This window comes from Bradyrhizobium sp. CCBAU 051011, from assembly GCF_009930815.1.
GTDB lineage: Bacteria > Pseudomonadota > Alphaproteobacteria > Rhizobiales > Xanthobacteraceae > Bradyrhizobium.
In genome coordinates this window covers 1,926,986-1,944,425 of sequence record NZ_CP022222.1, presented here as the reverse complement: position 1 = coordinate 1,944,425, position 17,440 = coordinate 1,926,986, and the positions used below count along the sequence as shown (strand labels likewise).

16 protein-coding genes are annotated in these 17,440 nt (G+C 63.3%); 11 read left to right on the top strand and 5 right to left on the bottom strand.

Going from position 1 to position 17,440, the window contains the following annotated elements; genetic code table 11:
• The first annotated feature begins 189 nt into the window (after positions 1 to 189).
• From ACH79_RS09245 to ACH79_RS09225, 5 genes are read left to right on the top strand one after another with little or no spacing between them, the layout of a single operon-like run.
• A complete protein-coding gene (locus tag ACH79_RS09245; protein WP_161850745.1) occupies positions 190 to 2,913 on the top strand; it encodes a hybrid sensor histidine kinase/response regulator in 2,724 nt (907 codons plus the stop codon).
• Positions 2,914 to 2,968: 55 nt separating this feature from the next.
• Entirely contained in the window at positions 2,969 to 3,445 is a 477-nt protein-coding gene (locus tag ACH79_RS09240; RefSeq protein WP_161850744.1) for a chemotaxis protein CheW, read from the top strand.
• A gap of 27 nt (positions 3,446 to 3,472) precedes the next feature.
• Positions 3,473 to 3,862 carry a PleD family two-component system response regulator gene (locus tag ACH79_RS09235; protein WP_161850743.1) on the top strand — a complete coding sequence of 130 codons (390 nt, stop codon included), beginning with the start codon at positions 3,473 to 3,475 and terminating at the stop codon, positions 3,860 to 3,862.
• Positions 3,863 to 3,892: 30 nt separating this feature from the next.
• Positions 3,893 to 4,765, top strand: a complete 873-nt coding sequence (locus tag ACH79_RS09230) for a protein-glutamate O-methyltransferase CheR (RefSeq protein WP_161850742.1) — start codon at positions 3,893 to 3,895, stop codon at positions 4,763 to 4,765.
• A gap of 3 nt (positions 4,766 to 4,768) precedes the next feature.
• Positions 4,769 to 5,089, top strand: a complete 321-nt coding sequence (locus tag ACH79_RS09225; protein WP_161850741.1) for a PilZ domain-containing protein — start codon at positions 4,769 to 4,771, stop codon at positions 5,087 to 5,089.
• A 127-nt stretch (positions 5,090 to 5,216) separates the two neighbouring features.
• Here ACH79_RS09225 and ACH79_RS09220 read toward each other — a convergent pair whose 3' ends face one another.
• Both ACH79_RS09220 and ACH79_RS09215 read right to left on the bottom strand, forming a co-directional pair.
• Positions 5,217 to 5,366 (bottom strand): PAS-domain containing protein, encoded by a 150-nt coding sequence (locus ACH79_RS09220; RefSeq protein WP_246738483.1) that lies wholly within the window; start codon positions 5,364 to 5,366, stop codon positions 5,217 to 5,219.
• 151 nt (positions 5,367 to 5,517) lie between these two features.
• A complete protein-coding gene (locus ACH79_RS09215; RefSeq protein WP_161850740.1) occupies positions 5,518 to 5,856 on the bottom strand; it encodes a hypothetical protein in 339 nt (112 codons plus the stop codon).
• Positions 5,857 to 5,998: 142 nt separating this feature from the next.
• On the opposite strand from ACH79_RS09215, the gene ACH79_RS09210 reads away from it, so the two are divergent.
• Positions 5,999 to 6,640, top strand: coding sequence for a response regulator transcription factor (locus ACH79_RS09210; protein ID WP_161850739.1), 642 nt, complete (start codon positions 5,999 to 6,001; stop codon positions 6,638 to 6,640).
• Positions 6,641 to 6,706: 66 nt separating this feature from the next.
• On the opposite strand, the gene ACH79_RS09205 is transcribed toward ACH79_RS09210, so the two are convergent.
• The 3 genes from ACH79_RS09205 to ACH79_RS09195 form a co-directional block, all read right to left on the bottom strand.
• Positions 6,707 to 10,213, bottom strand: a complete 3,507-nt coding sequence (locus ACH79_RS09205; RefSeq protein ID WP_161850738.1) for a PAS domain S-box protein — start codon at positions 10,211 to 10,213, stop codon at positions 6,707 to 6,709.
• A gap of 67 nt (positions 10,214 to 10,280) precedes the next feature.
• The gene (locus ACH79_RS09200) at positions 10,281 to 10,712 is read right to left on the bottom strand and encodes a response regulator (RefSeq protein ID WP_161850737.1); all 432 of its coding nucleotides are present in this window, start codon (positions 10,710 to 10,712) and stop codon (positions 10,281 to 10,283) included.
• 226 nt (positions 10,713 to 10,938) lie between these two features.
• The gene (locus ACH79_RS09195) at positions 10,939 to 11,658 is read right to left on the bottom strand and encodes a GntR family transcriptional regulator (RefSeq protein WP_161850736.1); all 720 of its coding nucleotides are present in this window, start codon (positions 11,656 to 11,658) and stop codon (positions 10,939 to 10,941) included.
• A 108-nt stretch (positions 11,659 to 11,766) separates the two neighbouring features.
• Here ACH79_RS09195 and ACH79_RS09190 point away from each other — a divergent pair, with 108 nt between their 5' ends.
• The 5 genes from ACH79_RS09190 to ACH79_RS09170 all read left to right on the top strand — a co-directional run bounded on the left by ACH79_RS09190 (position 11,767) and on the right by ACH79_RS09170 (position 17,358).
• A complete protein-coding gene (locus tag ACH79_RS09190; protein ID WP_202639297.1) occupies positions 11,767 to 12,774 on the top strand; it encodes an ABC transporter substrate-binding protein in 1,008 nt (335 codons plus the stop codon).
• 5 nt (positions 12,775 to 12,779) lie between these two features.
• The gene (locus ACH79_RS09185; protein WP_161856288.1) at positions 12,780 to 13,544 is read left to right on the top strand and encodes an ABC transporter ATP-binding protein; all 765 of its coding nucleotides are present in this window, start codon (positions 12,780 to 12,782) and stop codon (positions 13,542 to 13,544) included.
• 12 nt (positions 13,545 to 13,556) lie between these two features.
• Entirely contained in the window at positions 13,557 to 14,420 is an 864-nt protein-coding gene (locus tag ACH79_RS09180) for an ABC transporter permease (protein WP_161850734.1), read from the top strand.
• Positions 14,417 to 16,153: an L-arabinonate dehydratase gene (gene araD, locus ACH79_RS09175; RefSeq protein WP_161850733.1), complete on the top strand. Its 1,737-nt coding sequence runs from the start codon at positions 14,417 to 14,419 to the stop codon at positions 16,151 to 16,153. Before ACH79_RS09180 ends, araD begins: the two co-directional genes overlap by 4 nt.
• Positions 16,154 to 16,266: 113 nt before the next feature.
• Positions 16,267 to 17,358: an SMP-30/gluconolactonase/LRE family protein gene (locus ACH79_RS09170; RefSeq protein ID WP_161850732.1), complete on the top strand. Its 1,092-nt coding sequence runs from the start codon at positions 16,267 to 16,269 to the stop codon at positions 17,356 to 17,358.
• The last annotated feature ends 82 nt before the right edge of the window (positions 17,359 to 17,440 follow it).

The following is a 17,440-nucleotide window of genomic DNA, read 5'->3' as shown; positions in this document are numbered from 1 at the left end:
CGCTGGCCGTTTGTCGCCGCGGCTTGCAAATGTCGTCGACCGTCTCGACGGACCGCCGTCCCCAACCGTTCATCACGACATATTCACCATATCCGTATTAGCACGGACTGTGAAATTAACGTAGCCGTGAAATCCGAAGGGTTATTTCTGGAGAAGGCCAGTATCCGGATTTTTTGAAGGCGTGCTCATATGGATGACCTGTTACGGGAGTTCCTGACAGAGACCAGCGAGAGCCTGGATACGGTCGACAATCAGTTGGTGCGGTTCGAGCAGGACCCGAGCGACGCGAAGATTCTGGATAACATCTTCCGCCTGGTCCACACCATCAAGGGCACCTGCGGCTTTCTGGGGCTGCCGCGGCTGGAAGCGCTCGCCCATGCCGGCGAGACCTTGATGGGCAAATTCCGCGACGGCATGCCGGTCAAGGCCGAAGCCGTGACGCTGATCCTGTCCTCGATCGACCGCATCAAGGAAATCCTCGCCGGGCTTGAGGCCACCGAGACCGAGCCCGAAGGCACCGACGAAGACCTGATCGAAAAGCTGCACGCGATGGCCGAAGGCGGCCATCATGCCGAGGCCGCAGCGCCGCCCGCACCCGCGCCCGCGCCGGCCCCCGTAGCGCCGCCGGCTCCGCCCGCGATGACCAAGGGCACGCTGGTCGAGCAGGTGCTGGAACGCCCGTTGCGTCCGGGCGAAGTCTCGCTCGACGACCTCGAGCGCGCCTTCCGCGAGACCGAGACCGAAGTTGCAGCCGCGCCGGCGCCCGTCGCCAAGGCCGCGCCCGAAGTCAAGGAAGCCGCGAAGGAAGCCAAGGCCAAACCGGCCAAGCGTGCCGCCGCTGTCGAGGCCGATGGCGAGGTCGCCGACAAGATCGCCAACCAGTCGATCCGCGTCAACGTCGACACCCTCGAACACCTGATGACCATGGTCTCCGAGCTGGTGTTGACCCGCAACCAGCTTCTGGAAATCTCCCGCCGCAACGAGGACACCGAGTTCAAGGTGCCGCTGCAGCGGCTCTCCAACGTCACCGCCGAGCTGCAGGAAGGCGTCATGAAGACGCGGATGCAGCCGATCGGCAACGCCTGGCAGAAGCTGCCGCGGATCGTCCGCGACCTCTCCGGCGAACTCGGCAAGCAGATCGAACTGGAGATGCACGGCGCCGACACCGAGCTCGACCGCCAGGTGCTCGACCTGATCAAGGATCCGCTGACGCACATGGTGCGCAACTCCGCCGACCACGGCCTGGAGACCCCGGCCGAGCGGCTGGCTAGCGGCAAGGGCGAGCAGGGCACCATCCGGCTGTCCGCCTATCACGAGGGCGGCCACATCATCATCTGCATCGCCGACAATGGCCGCGGTCTCAACACCGAGCGGATCAAGGCCAAAGCACTGCAGAACGGTCTCGTCACCGAGGCCGAGCTGGAGAAGATGACCGAAGCCCAGATCCACAAGTTCATCTTCGCGCCGGGCTTCTCGACCGCTGCCACCGTCACCTCGGTCTCCGGCCGCGGCGTCGGCATGGACGTGGTGCGCACCAATATCGACCAGATCGGCGGCACCATCGACATCAAGTCGGTCGCCGGCGAGGGCTCGTCCGTCACCATCAAGATCCCGCTGACGCTCGCCATCGTCTCGGCCCTGATCGTCGAAGCCGGCGGTGACCGCTTTGCGATCCCGCAGCTCTCGGTGGTCGAGCTGGTCCGGGCGCGGGCCAACTCCGAACACCGCATCGAGCGCATCAAGGACACCGCGGTCTTGCGGCTGCGCAACAAGCTGCTGCCGCTGATGCACCTGAAGAAGCTGCTGAAGATCGACGACGGCTCCTCCAGCGACCCCGAGAACGGCTTCATCGTGGTGACGCAAGTGGGCAGCCAGACCTTCGGCATCGTGGTCGACGGCGTGTTCCACACCGAAGAAATCGTGGTCAAGCCGATGTCGACCAAACTGCGGCACATCGACATGTTCTCCGGCAACACCATTCTGGGCGATGGCGCCGTCATCATGATCATCGACCCCAACGGCATTGCCAAGGCGCTCGGCGCCTCCGGCGCCTCGGCCCATGAGATGGCCGATGAAGCCTCGGCCGCGCATGCGATCGGCGGCGAACAGCTGACCTCGCTGCTGGTGTTCCGCGCCGGCTCCAGCCAGCCCAAGGCGGTGCCGCTCGGCCTCGTCACCCGGCTCGAGGAGATCGCCACCGACAAGATCGAGCTCTCGAACGGCCGCCACATGGTGCAGTACCGCGAGCAGCTGATGCCCTTGGTGCAGATGAACGGGGTCAGCGTCCAGACCTCGGGCTCGCAGCCGATCCTGGTGTTCGCCGACGACGGCCGCTCGATGGGGCTCGTGGTCGACGAGATCATCGACATCGTCGAGGAGCGGCTGCACATCGAGGTCGCCGGCCAGCAGGAGGGCATTTTGGGCTCGGCCGTGATCAAGGGCCAAGCCACCGAGGTGATCGACGTCGGCCACTTCCTGCCGATGGCGTTTGCCGACTGGTTCTCGCGCAAGGAGATGCGGGCCTCATCGACGGCGCAGTCGGTGCTGCTGGTCGATGACTCCGCGTTCTTCCGCAACATGCTGGCCCCGGTCTTGAAGGCCGCCGGCTACAAGGTGCGGGTCGCCGTCAACGCCCAGGAAGGCCTTTCTGCGCTGCGCTCGGGTTACAACTTCGACGTGGTGCTGACCGACATCGAAATGCCGGACATGAACGGCTTCGAGTTCGCCGAGACGATCCGCGCCGACCACAATCTGGGCCAACTGCCGATCATCGCGTTGTCCTCGCTGGTGTCGCCGGCGGCGATCGAGCGCGGGCGGCAGGCCGGCTTCCACGATTATGTCGCCAAGTTCGACCGTCCCGGCCTGATCGCGGCGCTGAAGGAACAGACCGCCGACGACAGGCGCGCGGCATGAACAAGTTCAGCCCGGCATGAACAAGTTCAGCCGCACGGCCTAAGGAACCCAGCACATGACAACAACCAAGACCGACACCATCGACGGCACCGTGGCCGAATACGTCACCGCCGTGATCGGGGGACAATTGTTCGGCCTGCCGATCTCGCGGGTGCAGGACGTGTTCATGCCGGAACGGCTGACGCGGGTGCCGCTGGCATCCGCCGAGATCGCCGGCGTGCTCAATCTGCGCGGCCGCATCGTCACCGTGGTCGACATGCGCGCCCGGCTCGGGCTGCCCAGGAACGACGACGGCAAGCCGCCGATGGCGGTCGGCGTCGACCTGCGCGGCGAGTCCTACGGCCTCTTGATCGACCAGATCGGCGAGGTGCTGCGGCTGCCCGACGCCAGCTGCGAGGAAAACCCCGTCAACCTCGATCCCCGCATGGCCAAGCTCGCCGGCGGCGTGCACCGCCTCGACGGCCAGCTCATGGTCGTCCTCGACGTCGATCGCGTTCTCGAAATCGTGCCGAAAACAGCCCTCGCAGCTTAGCGCCGCGCATCAAGCAAGGAGGCCAACATGAAAACCTGTCTGGTCGTCGATGATTCCAGCGTGGTGCGAAAGATCGCGCGCCGCATCCTGGAAGAAATGGACTTTCAGATCGTCGAGGCCGAGGACGGCGAGCAGGCGCTGGAAGCCTGCAAGAACGCCATGCCCACCGCCGTCCTGCTCGATTGGAATATGCCGGTCATGGACGGCTACGAATTCCTCGGCCATCTGCGCCGCATGCCCGGTGGCGACGCGCCCAAGGTGGTTTTCTGCACCACCGAGAACGGCATGGACCATATTTCGCGCGCGCTGCATGCCGGCGCCAACGAGTACATCATGAAGCCGTTCGACAAGGACATCGTCGCCGCGAAGTTCCAGGAAGTCGGCTTGGTCGAGCTGGTCGACCAGAGCTCGATCTGAATCTTATCCGCTTGCCCTTGAGAGGCCACCGTGACCCCGCCAGACTATGAGTATCTGCGTAAGCTCTTGAAGGATCATTCCGGTCTCGACCTGTCCGCAGACAAGCAATATCTGATCGAGAGCCGTCTGCTTCCGCTATCGCGCAAATGTGGCGTGGCGGGCATCGGCGAACTCGTGCAGAAAATGAAGGGCGGATCGTCGACGATCATCGCTCAGGTGGTCGAAGCCATGACCACCAACGAGACCTTCTTCTTCCGCGACAAGATTCCGTTCGAGCATTTCCGCGATACGATCGTGCCGGAGATGTTGAAGGCGCGCGCCGGCCGCAAGAGCATCAGGATATGGTGCGCCGCCGGCTCGACCGGCCAGGAGCCGTATTCGCTTGCGATGTCGCTGAAGGAAATGGGCCCGGCGCTCGCCGGCTGGCGGACCGAGATCATCGCCACCGACCTGTCGCAGGAAGTGCTGGAGAAATCGAAATCGGGCATCTACAGCCAGTTCGAGGTCCAGCGCGGTCTTCCGATTCAGCTGCTCGTCAAATATTTCAAGCAGAACGGAGAATTGTGGCAGATCAGCCCGGAGCTGCGCGGCATGGTGCAGCATCGCCAGCTCAATCTGCTGCACGATTTCTCCCTGCTCGGCAATTTCGACGTCGTCTTCTGCCGCAACGTGCTGATCTATTTCGATCAGGAAACCAAGATCAATATCTTCGGCCGTCTTGCCAAGGCGATGGAAGGCGATGGCTTCCTGGTGCTCGGCGCGGCGGAAACGGTCGTCGGCCTGACCGATGTCTTCAAGCCGTTCCCGGACAAGCGCGGCCTCTATCGGCCGAGCGGCGCGCGGGCGGCATCCCCGCAGGCCGGCGCGTCGATGCCAAGAATCGCCGCGATGGCGGGACGGTGAGCGATGACGGATGACGGCAAGGGCGCGGAGCGGGTCACGTTCAGCCGGGGCTATGATGTCTGCCTCATGGCGATCGACGGCACCTGGCGCAGGGACTGCCAACTCAACGCGATCTCGGACACCGACGCCACGCTGACCGTGGAAGGCTCCATTCAAGGCCTTAATCTCAAGGAGTTCTTCCTGCTCTTGTCCTCGACCGGCCTCGCCTATCGCCGCTGCGAGCTCGTTCGCGTCAACGGCACGGAAATGGACATCCGCTTCCTGCGCGGCAAGCACGGCAAGAAAAAGTCGGGTGCTTCGTCAAAGGCCGAAGCTGACGCCTAAGGTGGTGTAGCGGCCCCTTCCAGCGCCAACATCAGGCTAATTCATCGCCGTGATGTTCTCGCGCCCTCATCCGTATTGCCCGAGATCGCGATAGGCCGTGCCCGCCGCCTTGCGCGCTTCGAGCATTTCATCGAGCGTGCATCCGACGCGCAGGCGGTCGGGCGCCAGCCTTGTACATTTTTACATAGCGATCGTTCCACAGCAGCAGGCGGTTGTCCGGCCCGAGCATGCAAAGGCCGTGGCTCATATTGTTGAGCGCCGCGTCGAGCTTCTCCATCGTCGTCGCGGCATCCGGGTCAGACGGTGCGCCGATGGCATGCCGGACGCCAGGCAGCGATCGCAGCAGGTGGTTAACGGCCCGGGAAAGTTGGCGAGAAAATTGCGGCGAGGGAACTTCGTAGGCTCCAGCAGGTCGGCGCCGTGTCGCCTTACGCCCCGACGACCGCAAGCGCCGGCAGGCAGGCGGCGCTTGGATCGTCTGCGCCGGAGTCGAGCAGGGAACGCAGGGCGATGCCGAGATTGACGTCGCAGGCCTGCACCGCGGCGGCCGCCTTCATGTAGCGAGGCGACACGTCGTCCAGCACGATGGCACCAGTGGAACTCTCGGGGCCGCCGGGCGAGGTTTCCCTGGCGATCGTCTCTTCAATCCGCGCAGGCCGCTCTGGACGTGCTCGATCAGGCCGACGAGGTCCAAAATCACGGCGCGGGTGGGCGGCATCCGGGTCGTGGGGCACCTGTGCGACGCCGTCGCTAGCTGCGTTCTGCATGAGTGCACTCCTTAGTTACTTTTTAAAGAGCGCGTTGCTACTTGTGCGTTAAGCCGTGGTCCCGTACAAATACGGTCCGGTATGGAGTTGAATACCGTTATCCGAGTGTGAGTCACATTCAACCACGCATGGACGATGGAACATGGCTGAAAAGGCCCCCTCCCGTGGGGAGATTTTCGTAGTCGATGACGACCCTGCCGTTCGCGACACGCTTTCGATGGTCCTGACGGCAGGCGGCTATCAGGTCATCTGTTTCGCCGACGGCGCTGCCCTGCTGGCGATTGCACGAACGCGGACGCCAGCCTGCATCCTTCTCGATGTGCATATCCCCGGTAAGTCCGGTCTCGACATTCTGCGAGAGCTGCATGGCGAGGACTACCCCGCGCCGATCTTCATGATCTCAGGGCAGGGCGATATCGCCATGGCGGTCAGCGCCATCAAGAACGGCGCGCTGGATTTCATCGAAAAGCCGTTCCGCGGCAGCGAAATCGTAGCAAGGCTCGATGACGCGATCGAGGCTTACGCCCGCCGGCAGGCGCAAAACGCCCCGTCGCGCATTGCGACCCTGCATTTTCCGGGACGGGAACCGCTCACGCGGCGCGAGCGCGAGGTGCTGGAGCAGTTCACCGCCGGCGCTTCCAACAAGGAAGCGGGGCGGCATCTCGGGATCAGCCCGCGCACGATCGAGGATCACCGCGCCAATATCATGAAGAAGCTTGGCGCTCGGAATGCCGCCGACCTGGTCCGCATCGTGATGACCACCCAGCGTCAGGGCCAGATCTGATCGCAGGCGCAGTGGCCTGATCGCAGACAAACCGCTGCACCCAGCGCAGATCTGCGCGTGCGGCGTTCAATCGGCGAGCGCTTTCCGGATCATGATCGCCATGTCGGATTTCCGATAGGGCTTGGCGAGCAGCATCACACCTTCATCCAGCCGACCGTGATGGATGATGGCGTTCTCGGTATAGCCCGACGTGAACAATACCTTTAGCTCGGGCCTCACTTTCAATATCTCGTTCGCGAGCTGGCGGCCGTTCATGCCGGGCATGATCACGTCGGTGAACAGAAGGTCGAAGGGGTGACCGGTGTGGACGAGCGCGAGAGCTTCGGTCGCGTTCGCCGCATCCAGCGTGACGTAACCGAGTGAGTGGAGTTGCGCCAATACATAGTCGCGCACCAGCTTGTCGTCTTCCACCACCAGGATGGTCTCGTGGCCGCCCGTGACGGCCGGCGCCAGCGGCGCCTCGGCCGCCGGCAATGTGCCCATGGCGGGCGGCAGGTACATCTTGATCGTCGTGCCATGGCCCTCTTCGCTGTAGATCATGATGTGGCCGGCCGATTGCTTGACGAAGCCGTACACCATGCTGAGCCCAAGGCCGGTGCCCTTGCCGGGCCCCTTCGAGGTGAAGAACGGATTGAATACCTTGTCGAGCACCGCAGCCGGGATGCCGGTGCCGGTATCGCTGACCGCGATCATGGCGTAGCGGCCCGGCCGGACGTCGCTGTGCATCCTCGCATAATTCTCGTCGAGCACGACGAAGCCGGTCTCGATGATCAGCTTGCCGCCATCGGGCATGGCGTCGCGGGCGTTGAGGGCCAGATTGAGAATCGCGGTGGCGAGCTGATTGGGATCGACGATCGCCGGGCACGTCTCGTCCTCGAACACGGATTCGATCTCGACGTGCTCGCCGAGTGTTCGCTGCAACAGTTTCGCGGTGTCGATGATCAGCGTGTTGACGTCGGTTACCTTCGGCTCGAGCGGCTGCTTGCGCGCGAAGGCGAGCAGGTGCTGGGTGAGGTCGGCGCCGCGCGAGGCCGCCTCGTCGATCATTCGCGTGATGGCGGCAAGCTGCGGCTCACCCTTGACGGCATCCGCAAGAATTTCGATCGTTCCGGTGATCACCGTCAGGATGTTGTTGAAGTCGTGCGCGATGCCGCCGGTGAGCTGTCCCATCGCCTCCATCTTCTCGGCCTGCCGGATCCTGTCCTCGGCGGCGATCTTGTCGGTGAGGTCGCGGACGAATGCGTTGAATACGAAGCCACCGCGCGTCCTCAGCGCGGCGATGCTCAGCTCCACCGTGATCTCCTTCCCATCTCTCCGCCTGATCTGAAGCTCGCGTCGGGGCTGACGGACCGCCTCGCTGCCGGAAAGCAGGAATGCTTGCAGGGCTTTCTTGAGAGGGCCTTGCCCGTCCGGCTGGCCCATCAGGTCGAACACATTCTTTCCGAATGCTTCATCGCGCGGCCAGCCGAAGATATTTTCTGCCTGCGCATTCCAGTCCCGGATGAATCCCTGCTCGTCGACCTGGACGAAGGCGTCGAGCGCCGTGTCGACGATACCGCGGGCAAGTTGCTCGCTTTCGCGCAGCGCTTCCTGTGCCAGCCGGCTCTCGGTCATGTCGCGGCCGACGAAGAAGAATCGCTTGGCCGGCTCGGACCATGTACCGAGCCAGGACAGCCAGACGTAATGTCCATCCTTGTGAATGCAGCGCGTGTCGGACATCTTCGGGCGTTGCCCGCGCCGCGACGCCCGCATTTCCGCACGGGAATTTTCCAGATGGTCGGGATGAATAAAGTCCTCCCCGCTATGGCCGATCATTTCCTCCGGCCGGTAGCCCAGGATGGCCTCGCAGCTCGGGCTGATCTGAACCAGAACCCCCCCGGAATCCATCACCATGATCAGATCCTGCGAGGTCTCGAAGATGCGGCGAAGCTCTTCGGTCTGCCGTCGCAGCACCTGCCTGGTCTTGTTGGTTTCGGTGATGTCGCGCGCCACATTCGAGATGCCGATGGTCGCTCCCGAGGGCGACTTGATCGGGGAAATGCCGAGCGAGACTTCGATGCGTCTTCCGTCCTTATGCACGCGCACCGATTCATTGTGCTCGATGCTTTCACCCCAGCCGATCCGGCGCAGCGCGTCCTGCAACTCCGGCAGCCGGTCTTTGGGCACCAGCAGGGTGATGTTCTTGCCCGCGGCTTCCGCGGCGGTGTAACCGAACAGCCGCTCCGCCGCCGAGTTCCAGCCGGTAATGGTGCCGTCAAGCGACGTCGTGATGATGGCGTCGTTGGACGATTCGACCGCAGCGCTGAACAGCCGTTCCCGTTCGGCATGATGGTCGCGCGCGGCCACGGTGCGGCGATGCTCCTGCACCTCCCGCTCGAGAGCAGCAGTCTTTGCATTCACTTCGTCGATCGCCTGCGCAAACGCGCGCGCAAGTACGCCGGTCTCGCCGCGTGCTTCGACCGGAATGGCGATCTTCTTGTTACTGGCCACGCCCTGCACGGCTTCGGTCAACTGGACGATCGGGCGGGTCAGCGATCTCGCGACCAGCAGCGCCAGCACTACCGCGCCCGACATCGCAATGCCACCGACAAGAAGGGAAGCATTCCTGATGCTCGCGGCCGGCGCCATGATGACGGAGTTGGGCGTCGTTTCAATGACGCCAGCCCATTCGACCCCGGCCAGAAGCGCGGGCGCGAAGGCTATCCCGCCCGGCCGTCCGGCTTGATCCGGAACGATGTCAGCGCTGGCTTGCGTTGCCCCGGCCTGCGACGCCAGATGCGGGAAGTCGGCTTTCCAGTTGTTCGGCTTGCCGAGCAACGCGCCGAATTCGCGTGAACGATCTGGATGAATGAGATAGTCGCCCTGCTTGTTAACGACGTAGATGGTCTCGCCAGGCAACACCGACGACCTGATGCGGTCGAACGCGCGCCGCATGTCGACATTGATCATGAAAATGCCGAACAGCTTGCCGTCGTCTGCGAAGATCGGCGTCGCGATGCGAAGCGTCGGCCTGTGTACCGCCTCGATCAGCCCGTTGCGGCGCCCCAGATCGAGCGACGAGACGTAGATTTGTCCGGGGCCCAGCCGGATCGTTTCCGGGAAGTAGCTGCGAGTGTTTCTCTTCAGCAATCCCTCTTCGGGTACGATCCGAACTGTGTCATTCGGTCCCGCGCGGTCGACGCGGACGAGCTCACGGCCATCATCATCGATCCCTATGACCCGAAGCATCGCATAGGCGGGCTTGGCTTCGAGTTCGGCCACGAAACGTGATGCCAGCCGGTCGCGCCACGTCTTTTCGGAGACGCCATCGATTGGATCGATGCCTCCGGCTTTGCGGGCGCGCATCAGTCCCTGCAGCGACACCGCGGAACGAGAGGCCGCAACATCGCCGGTCGCGCTGGCCGCGTAATATTCGAGGTCGGTGGCCAGTTGCCGCGAATGCGTCTCGATGCGGTCGCGAGCGCGCAGCAGGAGCGCCTGTTCCAGGTTGCGATAGCTCAGCCATCCGACCGCGGAAACCGCGATCGCGACCAACGCAATCATCGCGATGGCAAGCCTCGTTGTGAGCGTCATGTCGGTGTCCGCTCGTCCTCCCGCTGCGGCCGGCAAGTCCGCCGGACGAACCCGATGCTATGGCGCATTATGGGGAGGAAGCAACACCGCCGGCAGGGCGTGGCGGCAAGTCACGATCAGCGGCCTCCAGGCAGCCCGCGACGGCAGCCAGAAGGTCGGCTGGCCGGAACGGCTTCTGCAGACTGGAAACCGCGCCGAGCTTGGTCGCCATGGTCAGGAAGTCCGGGGCCAAGTCCGATTCCGGCGAGACCGGCCGGCCGGAGATGACGATGATCGGGATTTGCGACCGCTGCTGACGAACCATCCGCATGGTTTCAAATCCGTCCATTCCTGGCATAAAAATGTCGAGGAACAACAGATCGAAATTTCCGGTCTGACACAGTGCGAGGCCTTTTCGGCCGTCACTCGCCGTGACCACGCTGTGGCCGGCACGCTCCAGCAGCAGGCGGATGGTCAACTGGACCGCCGCATCGTCATCCACGACCAATATTCGTGCCAAAGTAAAAGTTCTCCGGGCCCCGCTGGGATCAAGCGCACGGCGATCGAGTTTTGTCGAATCCCCATATTGCTGCAACTGGTTCCACGGCGGCGACGTTCCGGCTGCGCCGTCAAAAAGTGCCTTATAAAGTACCCTTATGCGCATGATGTCAGGCAGACAGACGCCGGCGCAGCCGACTGGGAGGGTGATTCGCGGGCACGAATGCATGCGGCGGGGCCGCTTATCGTCAATTGCTGAGATATTCGGGGTAGCGCGAACGAATCTGTGCGAGTTCGCTGAGCGTGCCTGACAAATGGGTGCGCAGGTGCTTCTGCGCTTCTTCGGGTTCGCCGGCGTCGATCGCCTTCGCAATCAGCTTGTGATGCCGCACGATATCCTGCGCCTTGCCGGGGGAGGGCAGATGCATCCGGCGCAGCCGGTCGATATGTCCGCTACGGCTGCGCACCAGCGACCAGATGTCCTGCTTGTCGGTGGCGGCATAGAGCTGGGCGTGGAACTCGTTGTCGGCGGCCATGAATTTTTCGAAGTCGCCGGCCTTTGCGAATTGCTGCTGGCGGGCGATCGTCGCATTGAGTGCGGCGGGCAGCGCTTCGTCGTGCTGGATTGCCAGCCCGCGCACGATTTCGAGCTCGACCGCCTGGCGCAGGAAATGCGCTTGCTGTGCCAGCCGCACGTCGACCCGGCTGACCACGGTGGCGTATTGCGGGAACACGTCGACCAGCCCCTCCTCCTCGAGCCGCATCAGCGCATCGCGGATCGGCGTCGAACTGACGCCGAACTGTCCGGCCAGCGCGGCGCGCGACAACGGCGATCCAGGCGGCAGCTCCAGTGAAATGATCATGCCGCGCAAGCGCTCAAACACCTGCGGTGCCGCCTGACGGTCGCGATCGAGCCGGTCAGCGGAACGCGGGGGAGCGCGACGGGGAGCGACTTGCGGTGGTGCCATTCGAGCCGGTCGTTCCAGAAGGGCTTGCTTCAAATGCACTAATACATTAGTGCATCTCCCCCAGGGACGTCAACGATAGACCGGAGGAGACGCACAATGAAAAACAGGATGTGGAGCGCCTGCGCGGGCGCCGCTATGGTTCTCGCCATGGTGCTGCCGGGCTCGCCGGCTGTGGCCCAGCAGAAATCAGAGATTTCGCTGTCGCGGCAGCCGGGCATTTTCTACATGCCCTCGCACATCATGGAAAAGCACAAGCTGATCGAGAAGCACGCAGCCTCTCTCGGCGTATCAGGCGTCACCACGAAATGGATCAATCTGAGCGGCGGCGGCGCTCAGACCGATGCGCTCTTGGCCGGCAGCGTCGACATCCTCAATACCGGAACCGGCAATCTTCTGCTGCTGTGGGACCGCACCCGCGGCGGCGTCAAGGGCATCGTCGCCACCTCTGCGCAGCCGATGACGCTGATCAGCCGCGATCCGCACATCAAGTCGATCAAGGATTTCGGCCCGAACGACAAGATCGCGGTGCCGACGGTCAAGGTCTCGACCCAGGCGATCGTGCTGCAGATCGCAGCCGCCGAAGCCCTTGGCGCCGACCAGTGGTCGAAACTCGACGCCAATACGGTGCAGCTCGGCCATCCCGATGCCTATGTCGCGATGACCAACGCCCAGCACGAGGTACGCAATCACTTTGCCATTCCGCCGTTTACCTTCCTCGAATTGAAGAACGTGCCCGGCGCGCATGTGGTGCTGTCCTCGCCCGACGTGATGGGCGGTCCGCTCAGCCAGGCGCAATTCTTCACCACGACCAAATTCGCCGACGCCAATCCGAAGATCGTGCAGGCGGTGCGCGACGCCACCAAGGAAGCGCAGGACTTGATCCGCAGCGACACCAAGGCCGCGGTCGAGATCTACAAGGAGGTGACCGGCGACAAGACCAGCGTCGAGGAACTGCTGGCGTGGCTCAAGGAGCCCGGCATGATGGAATGGAACCTGCAGCCGCAGGGCACCATGAAATTCGCCGCCCATCTGCACAAGGTCGGCACGCTGAAGACCATGCCCAAGGCGTTCACTGATTACTACCTGCCGGTCTCCCACGACCTGAATGGCAATTGATCGACATGGCCGCGCTTCTCGATGTCAGTGACGTAACGCTGCGCTACAAGACTTCGAGCGCGGTCGTGACCGCGACCGAGCGGGTCAGCTTCACGGTCGATCGTTCCGATCGCTTCGTGCTGCTAGGCCCTTCCGGTTGCGGCAAGTCGACGCTGTTGAAGGCGGTCGGCGGATATATGACGCCGAGCGAAGGGAAAATGCGGATTTCGGGCCGCGAAATATCCGAGCCCGGCGCCGACCGCATGATGATCTTCCAGGAGTTCGACCAGTTGCTGCCGTGGAAGACGGTGCTGGAAAACGTGATGTTCCCGCTGCTGATGACGCGCCGGCTGCCGCGCAGGGACGCGGAGATGCGTGCGCGGGCCTATATCGAGAAGGTCAGCCTCACCCGCGTCGTCGACGCCTATCCGCATACGCTGTCCGGTGGCATGAAGCAGCGCGTCGCGATCGCGCGCGGCATGGCGATGGAGCCGGACATTCTCCTGATGGACGAGCCGTTCGCGGCGCTCGACGCGCTGACGCGGCGTACCTGCCAGGACGAATTGCTGCAGCTCTGGGCGGAAACCAAGTTCACCGTGCTGTTCGTTACCCATTCGATCGCAGAGGCGATCAAGATCGGCAACCGCATTCTGCTGCTATCGCCGCATCCCGGACGGGTCAAGGCCGAGGTGATCGACGTCGACAAGGTCAACGGCGAGGACGGCAGCGCCGCGCGGCTGGAAAAGCAGATCCACGATCTGCTGTTCGCCGATAACGCTACGGCACATTGAAGGGAGCGCGCGATGGGTGAGGCAAAAATCCTGCTGCGCGATGCCGCCGATCTCACGGCGGCGGTGCCGGCAGAAGTCGAGCGCAAGCTCTCGGTGCTGGAGCTATTGTGGAACGACGGCTTCGTCCGCAAATCCGTGATCATCATCTTCCTCGCCGCGGCATGGGAGACCTACGGCACCATCCTCAACAATCCGCTGCTGTTTCCGACCTTCCACGACACCATCGTCACCATGTTCGAGAAGGTGCGCGACGGCACCATTCCCATGCGTGCCTGGGCATCGCTGAAAGTGCTGTTCATGGGCTATGCCGCCGGCATCGCACTGGCCGCCATCTTCACCATTCTCGCGATCTCGACCCGGATCGGCACCGACTTTCTCGAAACCATCACGGCGATGTTCAATCCCTTGCCGGCGATCGCGCTGTTGCCGCTGGCGCTGATCTGGTTCGGGCTCGGCAATGGCAGTCTTGTGTTCGTGCTAATCCATTCGGTGCTGTGGCCGGTCGCGCTCAACACCCATTCCGGATTCAAGAGCGTGTCGAACACGCTGCGCATGGTCGGCCGCAACTATGGCCTGCGCGGGCTGCCTTATGTGTTCCGCATCCTGATCCCAGCCGCCTTCGCTTCGATCCTCACCGGGTTGAAGATCGGCTGGGCTTTCGCCTGGCGCACGCTGATCGCCGCCGAGCTGGTGTTCGGCGTGTCCTCGGGGCAGGGCGGTCTCGGCTGGTTCATCTTCGAGAACCGTAATCTGCTGGACATTCCCGCCGTGTTCGCCGGCCTGTTGACCGTGATCGTGATTGGTCTGATCGTGGAGAACCTGATCTTCCGCACGATCGAACGCAACACCGTCCAGAAATGGGGTACCCAGTCATGAGCAACAGGAAGAACCCCGCCGACCTCCGCAGCGCGCGCTGGTTCGCGCCTGACGATCTCCGTGCCTTCGGCCATCGCTCGCGCGCAATGCAGATGGGTTACGCGCCGGAGGAGTGGAAGGGCCGGCCGGTCATCGCGATCCTCAACACCTGGTCGGACGCGCAGCCCTGCCACATGCACTTCAAGAGCCGCGTCGACGACGTCAAGCGCGGCATCCTGATGGCCGGCGGCTTCCCGATGGAGCTGCCGGCGCTGTCGCTGTCGGAATCGTTTCTGAAACCGACCACCATGCTCTATCGCAACATGCTGGCGATGGACGCCGAGGAATTGCTGCGCGGCCATCCCGTCGACGGCGTGGTGCTGATGGGCGGCTGCGACAAGACCACGCCGGGCCTGCTGCTGGGTGCCACCAGCATGAACCTTCCGACCATCTATCTTCCTGCCGGGCCGATGCTGCGCGGTAACTGGAAGGGCAAGACGCTCGGCTCGGGCTCGGACGCCTGGAAGTACTGGGACGAGCGGCGCGCCGGAAAAATCTCCGACAAGGACTGGGTCGATGTCGAGGCCGGCATCGCCCGCAGCTACGGCACCTGCATGACGATGGGCACGGCGTCCACCATGACGGCGATCGCGGAATCGATCGGCATGACGCTGCCGGGCGCGTCCTCGATCCCCGCCGCCGACGCCGGCCATATCCGCATGGCTTCCGAATGCGGCCGCCGCATCGTCGAGATGGTGTGGGAGGACCTGACGCCGGAGAAGATCCAGACCCGAAAAGCTTTCGAGAACGCGATCACGGTGGCGATGGCGATGGGCTGCTCGACCAATGCGATCATCCATCTGATCGCGCAGGCGCGCCGCGCCGGCCAGGATATCGGGCTCGACGATTTCGAGAAGGCGAGCCGCAAGGTGCCTGTGATCGCCAATGTGCGGCCGAGCGGCGACAAATATCTGATGGAGGACTTCTTCTACGCCGGCGGGCTGCCGGGGCTGATGAGCCGCATCAGGGAGCATCTGCATCTCGATGTCATGACCGTCACCGGCCATACGCTCGGCGACAACATCGCCCGCGCCGAAGTGTATAATGACGACGTCATCCGTACCGTGAAGGACCCGATCTATGCCGAGGGCGCGCTGGCCGTGCTCAAGGGCAATCTCGCGCCCGACGGCTGCGTGATCAAGCCGAGCGCCTGCGAGCCGCGCTTCCTCAAGCACACCGGACCGGCGCTGGTGTTCGACGATTACCCCTCGATGAAGAAGGCGATCGACGATCCGAATCTGGATGTTACCGCCGATCACGTCCTGATCCTCCGCAATGCCGGACCGCAGGGCGGACCGGGAATGCCGGAATGGGGCATGCTGCCGATCCCCACAAAACTGGTGAAGCAGGGCGTGCGCGACATGGTGCGGTTGTCGGATGCGCGGATGAGCGGCACCAGCTATGGCGCCTGCATCCTGCATGTGTCGCCGGAATCCTATATCGGCGGTCCGCTGGCGCTGGTGCGCAACGGCGACCAGATCACGCTCGATGTCAGCGCCCGCACCATCAACCTCGATGTGCCCCAAGCGGAGCTGGCAAAGCGCCGCGCCGAGTGGAAGGCGCCGGAGCCGCGCTACGAGCGCGGCTATGGCTGGATGTTCACCCGCCACATCAAGCAGGCCAATGAAGGCTGCGACTTCGATTTCCTGGAGACCGGGTTTGGGAAGCCGGTGGAGGAGCCGTCGATTTATTAGCCGTCGTCGTTCCGGGGCGCGAAGCGAACCCGGAACCTCGAGATTCCGGGTTCGATGCTTCGCATCGCCCCGGAATGACCGCCAAACAAAAACATCGCAGGGGAGGACGACAAATGAATATGAGCCGACGCAATCTAATCGCAGGCGCAGGCACCGCTGCCGCTTCCACGCTTCTTTCCCGTGCAGCCGGCGCACAATCGTTTCCGTTCACGCCGAACCAGCGTTATCCCGATCCGGCGGTGCAGATCCTCGATCCGAGCTTCGCAAAATACCGGATCTATTCGTCGACGGTCGAGCAGGTCGCCACCGGCATGCGCTGGGCAGAAGGGCCGGCCTACTTCCCCGAAGGCGGCTATCTCCTGTTCTCCGACATTCCCAACAACCGCATCATGAAGTTCGACGAGAAGACCAACCAGACTTCGGTCTTCCGCGCCAACGCCAACTATGCCAACGGCAACGCCCGCGACCGGCAGGGCCGTCTCGTCACCTGCGAGCATTCGGTCACCCGCCGCGTCACCCGCACCGAGAAGGACGGCAAGATCACGGTGCTGGTCGACAAGTTCGAGGGCAAGCGGCTGAACGCGCCGAACGACATCGTGGTCAAGTCCGACGACACTATCTGGTTCACCGATCCCTTGTTCGGCATCAATGGCGAGTGGGAAGGCAAGAAGGAAAAGCCGGAACAGGCCACCACCAACGTCTATCGCCTGACCAAGGACGGCAAGCTCTCGGCGGTTATCACCGACATCTTCAATCCCAACGGCCTCGCCTTCTCGCCGGACGAGAAGAAGCTCTATGTGGTGGAGTGGAAGGGCACGCCGAACCGCAGCATCTGGAGCTTTGACGTCAACGATGACGGCACGGTCGGCAACAAGACCAAGCTGATCGATGCCGCCGATCAGGGCGCGCTCGATGGTTTCCGCGTCGACCGCGACGGCAATCTGTGGTGCGGCTGGGGCTCCAACGGCGCGCTGCAATCCGAGCCGACCGAGGTCGGCGGCCGAAAGGTGTTCCAGCTCAAGGGCAAGTCGGAAGATCTCGACGGCGTGATGGTGTTCAGCCCCGCCGGGAAGCCGCTCGCCCACATCCGCTTGCCGGAGCGTTGCGCCAACCTCACCTTCGGCGGCCCGAAGAACAACCGCCTCTACATGACGAGCTGCCACTCGGTCTACGCGCTGTATGTGGAAGCGCACGGGGCGGTGTGAGTGTTGTTGTCATTCCGGGATGGTCCGAAGGACCAGACCCGGAATCTCGAGATTCCGGATTCGCTCGCTGACGCGAGCGCTC